The following is a 6,973-nucleotide window of genomic DNA, read 5'->3' as shown; positions in this document are numbered from 1 at the left end:
CGTGGTCAACGTGACCAATGGTGCCCACGTTCACGTGCGGCTTGGTCCGCTCGAATTTTTCCTTTGCCATGATGCAAATTCCTTCAGTAAAGAACAGAGCCCGTGTCGGGGTTTAAGGTCTGCACCATCCTGCGTTTTCGCTGCGCACGGGCACACAGCGGCGGGTGGTCGCAGACCAGGGAAATGTCTGCAGGCCGGGCACGAGGCCCGGCCTCAGGGCGATTACTTGGCGCGAGACGCGATGATGGTTTCCTGCACGTTGCGAGGCGCTTCGCTGTAGTGCTTGAATTCCATCGTGTAGGTGGCGCGGCCTTGCGACATGGAGCGCAGGGTGGTGGAGTAGCCGAACATTTCGGACAGGGGCACTTCGGCCTTGATGGCTTTGCCGCCGCCGACCATGTCGTCCATGCCCTGGACCATGCCACGGCGGGAGGACAGGTCACCCATCACGTTACCGGCGTAGTCTTCCGGCGTCTCGACTTCCACGGACATCATGGGCTCGAGAATGACCGGCTGGGCCTTCTTGCAGCCTTCCTTGAAGCCGAAGATGGCAGCCATCTTGAAGGCCTGTTCGGAAGAGTCCACGTCGTGGTAGGAACCGAAATGCAGCGTGACCTTGACGTCCACGACGGGGTAGCCCGCCAGCACACCGGTGTTCAGCGCTTCGATGACGCCCTTTTCCACCGCGGGGATGTACTCGCGAGGCACCACGCCGCCCTTGATGGCGTCGACGAACTCGAAGCCCTTGCCGGCTTCGTTGGGCTCGATCTTGAACACCACGTGACCGTACTGACCCTTACCACCGGACTGGCGCACGAACTTGCCTTCGGCTTCTTCCACGGTGCCACGAATGGTTTCGCGGTAGGCCACCTGCGGCTTGCCCACGTTGGCTTCCACGCCGAATTCGCGCTTCATGCGGTCGACGATGATCTCCAGGTGCAGCTCGCCCATGCCGGCGATGATGGTCTGGCCGGATTCTTCGTCGGTACGCACGCGGAAGGACGGATCTTCTGCAGCCAGACGGCCCAGAGCGATACCCATCTTTTCCTGGTCGGCCTTGGACTTGGGTTCCACGGCCTGCGCGATCACGGGCTCGGGGAACACCATCTTTTCCAGGGTGATGATGGCGGACGGATCGCACAGGGTCTCACCCGTGGTCACTTCCTTCAGGCCCACGCAGGCAGCGATGTCACCGGCACGGATCTCTTCAACTTCCTGACGGTTGTTGGCGTGCATCTGCACGATACGGCCGATACGCTCTTTCTTGCCCTTGACGGGGTTGTACACGGTGTCGCCCTTCTTGAGCACGCCGGAGTACACACGCACGAAGGTCAACTGACCCACGAACGGGTCGGTCATCAGCTTGAACGCCAGGGCGGACAGCTTCTCTTCGTCGTCGGCCTTGCGGCTGGCGGGCGCTTCGTCTTCGTCGGTGCCAGCCACGGGAGGAATGTCCACCGGGGAGGGCAGGAAGTCGATCACGGCGTCCAGCATGCGCTGCACACCCTTGTTCTTGAAGGCGGTACCGCACAGCATGGGCTGGATTTCCACGGCCAGGGTACGGGCGCGGATGCCGGCCTTGATCTCGGCTTCGGTCAGGTCGCCTTCTTCCAGGTACTTGTTCATCAGCTCTTCGCTGGACTCAGCGGCGGCCTCGACCATCTTTTCACGCCATTCCTGAGCCTGAGCCTGCAGCTCGGCCGGGATGTCGTGGTACTCGAACTTCATGCCCTGAGAAGCTTCGTCCCAAATGATGGCCTTCATCTTGATCAGGTCCACCACGCCCTTGAAGTTTTCTTCGGCGCCAATGGGGATCACCACGGGCACGGGGTTGGCTTTCAGGCGCAGCTTCATCTGGTCGTAGACCTTGAAGAAGTTGGCGCCGGTACGGTCCATCTTGTTCACGAAGGCCAGGCGGGGCACCTTGTACTTGTTGGCCTGACGCCACACGGTCTCGGACTGGGGCTGCACGCCACCCACGGCGCAGTACACCATGCAGGCGCCGTCGAGCACGCGCATGGAGCGCTCCACCTCGATGGTGAAGTCCACGTGGCCCGGGGTGTCGATGATGTTGAAGCGGTGCTCGGGGTAGGACAGGTCCATGCCCTTCCAGAAGCAGGTGGTGGCGGCGGACGTGATGGTGATGCCGCGCTCTTGCTCCTGCTCCATCCAGTCCATGGTGGCGGCGCCGTCGTGCACTTCACCGATCTTGTGGTTCACGCCCGTGTAGAACAGGATGCGCTCGGTGGTGGTGGTCTTGCCGGCGTCGATGTGCGCCGAGATACCGATGTTGCGGTAACGCTCGAGTGGCGTGGTGCGTGCCATGAAAATTCTCCGAAAGATACGGGCAAAGCCCGCCACCCCTTTTGAGAGTGTTGCGGGCCCTGCGGGGTTGGTCTGCGTCCTGCTTAGAAGCGGAAGTGGCTGAAGGCCTTGTTGGCTTCGGCCATGCGGTGGACTTCGTCACGGCGCTTCATGGCGCCGCCACGGCCTTCGGTGGCCTCGATCAGCTCGTTGGCCAGACGCAGAGCCATGGACTTCTCGCTGCGCTTGCGGGCAGCTTGCTTGATCCAGCGCATGGACAGGGCCAGACGGCGAACCGGACGCACTTCGACGGGCACCTGGTAGTTGGCGCCACCGACGCGGCGGGACTTCACTTCCACCAGCGGTTTGACGTTGTTGATGGCGGTCGTGAAGATTTCCAGCGGCTCTTTGCCGGTCTTCTTCTCGATTTGCTCGAGCGCACCGTAAATGATGCGCTCGGCCACAGCTTTCTTGCCGCCTTCCATGATCACGTTCATGAATTTGGACAGCTCGACGTTGCCGAACTTGGGATCCGGCAGGATTTCACGTTTAGGGACTTCGCGACGACGTGGCATTTTTTCACCTCTGTTGCTTCAGTTGGCACTGCTTCCGGCAGCACCGCGAGAGTCATTCAGAACTCTCACTTACTCGACCCGCGCACACCATGTGCGTTGGGGGTCACTACGCTTGAGCGCCCGCCAGCAGGACATTCAAGCACCGATTTGTACGCAGCGTGACCGCCGCCTACGTTGACAAGACGGCCGATCAGGCCTTCTTGGGGCGCTTGGCACCGTACTTGGAGCGCGCCTGCTTGCGGTCTTTCACGCCTTGCAGGTCCAGCGAGCCGCGGACGATGTGGTAACGCACACCGGGCAAGTCCTTCACACGACCGCCGCGAACCAGCACCACGCTGTGTTCCTGCAGGTTGTGGCCTTCACCGCCGATGTAGGAAATGACTTCGAAACCGTTGGTCAGGCGCACCTTGGCGACCTTACGCAGAGCGGAGTTCGGCTTCTTGGGGGTCGTGGTGTACACACGGGTGCACACGCCACGACGCTGGGGGCAGTTTTCCATGGCCGGGCTCTTGGACTTGATCTTCTCGACCGTCCGCCCCTGGCGCACGAGTTGGTTGATGGTTGGCATTGAAACGTCCCTAAACGTTTGAAAATGAAAACGGAAAACCCTTCGGAAAATTCCGAAAAGCCCTCTACTGTAGCACGCACCCCAATTTAATGCAAATGCACTTGGCGAGGGGCGCCCCGCCAGGTTGATCCGGTCATTTGATCCAGAGGCGGATGGCACCCCAGATCCGGCCCAGGATGCCCGCCTCTTCAACGGTCTCCAGCACGAAGAGCGGGACCTCGGTCACGACGTCGCCACCGGCCGTGCTGACCCGGAGGGTGCCCAGAGGCTGGCCCTGCTGCAAAGGCGCAACAATGGGTTCGGTGCGCAGTACTTCGGTTCGCAGGTTGGCCGCCTGCCCGGCGGGCACGCTCACCACGACGCCACCCGGACGGCCGAGCTTGACCTCGGACGCCTTGCCTTTCCAGACCTGAGGCGTGGCCACCGCCTGACCCGGCGCGAAGAGGCGGACGGCCTCGTACGCAGAGTACCCCCAGTTGAGCAATTTCTGGCTCTCGGCCGCGCGCGCGTTTTCGCTCGCCGCACCCAGCATGACGCTGACCAGCCGACGCTGCCCTGCCGCCCCTTCCCCCAGACCGGGGAACTGGCGCCGCGCGGTGGCGACCAGACAGTAGCCCGCCGCGTTGGTATGCCCGGTCTTGAGACCATCCACGGTGGGATCGCGGAACAGCAGCAGGTTGCGGTTGGTGTCGTTGGCCGCAGGCGTACCCGGATACCTGTAACGCTGTATGGCGTAGTAAGGCACGTACTCCGGGAAGTCGCGCATCAGGCGAGTGGCCAGCACCGACAGGTCACGGGCCGTGGTGGTGTGGCCGGGAACCGTCAGGCCTTCCGGGTTGTGGTACGTGGTGCTGTTCATGCCCAGCACCTTCGCCTGCTGGTTCATCAACTCAACGAAGCGCTCGACAGAGCCGGCCACGCCTTCAGCCAGCGCGACCGTGGCGTCGTTGCCGGACTGCACGATCATGCCCTTGATGAGATCCTCCACCGGCACCTGCATCTTCGGGTCGATGAACATGCGGGAGCCCGGCATCTTCCAAGCCCTCTCGCTGACCGGGAAGGTCTGCTGCAGCGTGATCTTCTTGGATTTCAGGGCGTCAAAGACGATGTAGGCCGTCATCAGCTTGGTCAGCGATGCGGGCTCGACGGCCATGTCCGGGTCCTTGGCGGCCAGGATCTGGTTGGACGTCACGTCCAGCAGAAGATAAGCGCGGGCGGCGATTTCGGGCGGTGCCGGGTTTTGCGCCGCGGCCGACAGCGGCAGGCAGACCGCGCCAGCCAGCAACATGGTGGCAGACCAGCGACGAAGAGAGAATGAAAGGGCTGACAAGGCTGGATCCTCAGTGTATGGAAGGCCGCGCGGCAGCGGGCGCCGCGCGACAGGTTCGGGTTCGGCTCAGGTGGATGACAGGTGACGCGTGACCAGACCCTTCAACAAGGGCAGGCGGCCATGGAAGAAATGCTCGACCCCTGGGACGACCGTGACAGGCAGGGCCTGCGGACGGGCCCAGTCGAGAACGGCGGCCAGAGGCACAGTGTCGTCCTGCTCCCCATGGATGACCAGGGTGCGTTCGTGAAGTTCCTGCGGCACCGGCGAAACCTGGAAGCGGCTGGCGGCGGTGCCGACCAGCACCACCCTTTCGGGTGAACGCTGGGCGAGCCCCTGGGCAAGCCCCTGGCAGGTAACGAAGGCGCCAAAGGAGAAACCCGCCAGCGCCAGCGGACCGGCCGGCGCCTGGGCCGCGACGACGGTCAGCAGATCCTGGGCTTCCCCGACACCGTTGGCATGCTCCCCGCCACTGAGCCCCACACCCCGAAAGTTGTAACGGACAGCGACCCACCCGGCCTGCACGAAAGCCCGGGCCAGTGTCTGCACGACCTTGTTGTGCATCGTCCCGCCAAAAAGCGGGTGCGGGTGGGAGATCACGGCCACGCCCCCGCCAGCGCGGGGCTCGGCCGGACGGTCAAGGGCCACCTCTATGGACCCGGCCGGGCCGGGGATCAGTAACGTTTCGGTCTGGGCGTTCACGGCATTGCCAGGTCAGCGGCCGACGTCTGGCGCCAGCTGCAGGCGCTGGACCACCACGCCGTCGCGCAGGTGGGACGTCACGATTTCGTCGATGTCACCCTGATCGACATAGGTGTACCAGACGGCGTCCGGATAGACCACGGCCACCGGCCCGCCTGCGCAACGGTCCAGGCAGCCGGCCTTGTTCACCCGCACCCGGCCCGGGCCGGCAAGCCCCTCGGCCTTGACTTTCGCCTTGCAGTGGTCGAATGCCTCCTGTGCGCGGTGGTCGGCGCAGCAAGCCTCGCCATTGGAGCGCTGATTCAGGCAGAAGAAGATGTGCCGCTGGAAGTAGGACGCGGTCGTAGAAACAGGTTGGTCACTCATGCACAACGATTGTAGTGGCGCCCCCGGCGCGGCGCAGTGCCAGCCGGAGTCCAACCACAAGGGCAGCATAGGGCCAAAGCCAGCCCAGCCATTGCGAAAGACCGTGGAACCGGATGAAACGCCCCTGCTCCCAGGTCTGCAGCGTCTGGGCGAAATAGGCAGTTTCGGGCGCCCGGTTGAGCAGCCCGAGCGCGAAACTCCAGACCAGCAGCATCATGACGGCGCAAGCGCGATGCCCGAGCGGCAGGCTGAAGACGGCCATGGCCAGCGCCGCCGAGACCCCCAGGCTGGCGGGTGGTGTCAGCCAGGACCAGGCATGGACAGGCCCGTAGGTCAGCGCGGCGGACAGTCCCCCCACAGCCATGGCAGTGGCCAGGAAGACCAGGCCGAAGACCAGCCGTTGACCGACCGTGCGCAGAACGGCATAGCCCAGCAGCACGGGCGCCCAGACGCACAGCGCGACCAGAGCGGCCTCGGCCAGGGCACTGAGCGGCAGGGAAGGCGCAACCGCAGGCAACCAGCCCGCCAGCGGCGAGCCTTCGAAAAGCAGCACCAGCGCGGCCTCGGCACGGAACCAGACCTGCCCAAGGCCGTAGGGGACAGACGTGGGATAGAGCGCCGCCAGGGGCCAGAGCAGCAGCAGCATGACTCCGCCCTGGGTATGGCCAACGAACCAGCGGGCACGGAACTGGTTCCAGGAACCCAGCACCCGCCACCGCAACAGCAGCAGCGCCAGCGCCGAACCCAGACAGCCACCGAGCGCGTTGAGCAGCCAGTCGACGTTTGATGGCACACGCTGCGGCAGGTAACTCTGCGTCATTTCAAGGCCCAGCGACAAGAGGGCGGGCACCATGGCGCCCACCCACCAGGCCCCCCGGCCCCGGCCGGTACGGGCGGTGGCCAGCGCCAGCAGGAAGCCCAGGGGGATGTAGCCCAACAGGTTGGCGACGACATCGAACGCCGTCCAGTAGCGTGGCCAGGGCGCGGTCAGGAACACCCAAGGCGAGATGCCCTGCGAGCGCCACCCCGCGAAAGGGTAGAGAGAGGCATAGACGATGAGCGCAGCAAAGACTGCGGCAAAGGGCCATGCCAGAGACAGCGGCCGCGGCTGGTTCATGCCTCGCTCGCGTT

General features: G+C 64.1%; 7 protein-coding genes and 1 pseudogene. All 8 read right to left on the bottom strand.

Annotated features, from left to right (window positions below; translation table 11 throughout):
* Positions 1 to 70, bottom strand: a pseudogene (locus tag ACYVHH_RS07475) (GTP-binding protein); the annotation flags it as partial.
* Between the two features lie 152 nt (positions 71 to 222).
* The gene (gene fusA / locus ACYVHH_RS07470; RefSeq protein WP_460564508.1) at positions 223 to 2,325 is read right to left on the bottom strand and encodes an elongation factor G; all 2,103 of its coding nucleotides are present in this window, start codon (positions 2,323 to 2,325) and stop codon (positions 223 to 225) included.
* Positions 2,326 to 2,408: 83 nt separating this feature from the next.
* A complete protein-coding gene (rpsG, locus tag ACYVHH_RS07465) occupies positions 2,409 to 2,879 on the bottom strand; it encodes a 30S ribosomal protein S7 (protein ID WP_460564507.1) in 471 nt (156 codons plus the stop codon).
* Positions 2,880 to 3,069: 190 nt separating this feature from the next.
* A complete protein-coding gene (rpsL, locus tag ACYVHH_RS07460) occupies positions 3,070 to 3,447 on the bottom strand; it encodes a 30S ribosomal protein S12 (protein WP_460564506.1) in 378 nt (125 codons plus the stop codon).
* A 133-nt stretch (positions 3,448 to 3,580) separates the two neighbouring features.
* Entirely contained in the window at positions 3,581 to 4,735 is a 1,155-nt protein-coding gene (locus tag ACYVHH_RS07455) for a D-alanyl-D-alanine carboxypeptidase family protein (protein WP_460564512.1), read from the bottom strand.
* 108 nt (positions 4,736 to 4,843) lie between these two features.
* Positions 4,844 to 5,476: an alpha/beta hydrolase gene (locus ACYVHH_RS07450; RefSeq protein WP_460564505.1), complete on the bottom strand. Its 633-nt coding sequence runs from the start codon at positions 5,474 to 5,476 to the stop codon at positions 4,844 to 4,846.
* Positions 5,477 to 5,488: 12 nt separating this feature from the next.
* Positions 5,489 to 5,842: a (2Fe-2S) ferredoxin domain-containing protein gene (locus tag ACYVHH_RS07445; protein WP_460564504.1), complete on the bottom strand. Its 354-nt coding sequence runs from the start codon at positions 5,840 to 5,842 to the stop codon at positions 5,489 to 5,491.
* Positions 5,835 to 6,959 (bottom strand): VanZ family protein, encoded by a 1,125-nt coding sequence (locus ACYVHH_RS07440; protein WP_460564503.1) that lies wholly within the window; start codon positions 6,957 to 6,959, stop codon positions 5,835 to 5,837. The genes ACYVHH_RS07445 and ACYVHH_RS07440 overlap by 8 nt, the downstream gene beginning before the upstream one ends.
* Between the last annotated feature and the right edge of the window lie 14 nt (positions 6,960 to 6,973).

It is taken from the genome of Hydrogenophaga aquatica (assembly GCF_054780915.1).
Note: the sequence above shows the minus strand (reverse complement) of the source record. Positions and strands in the feature narration are given on the sequence as shown.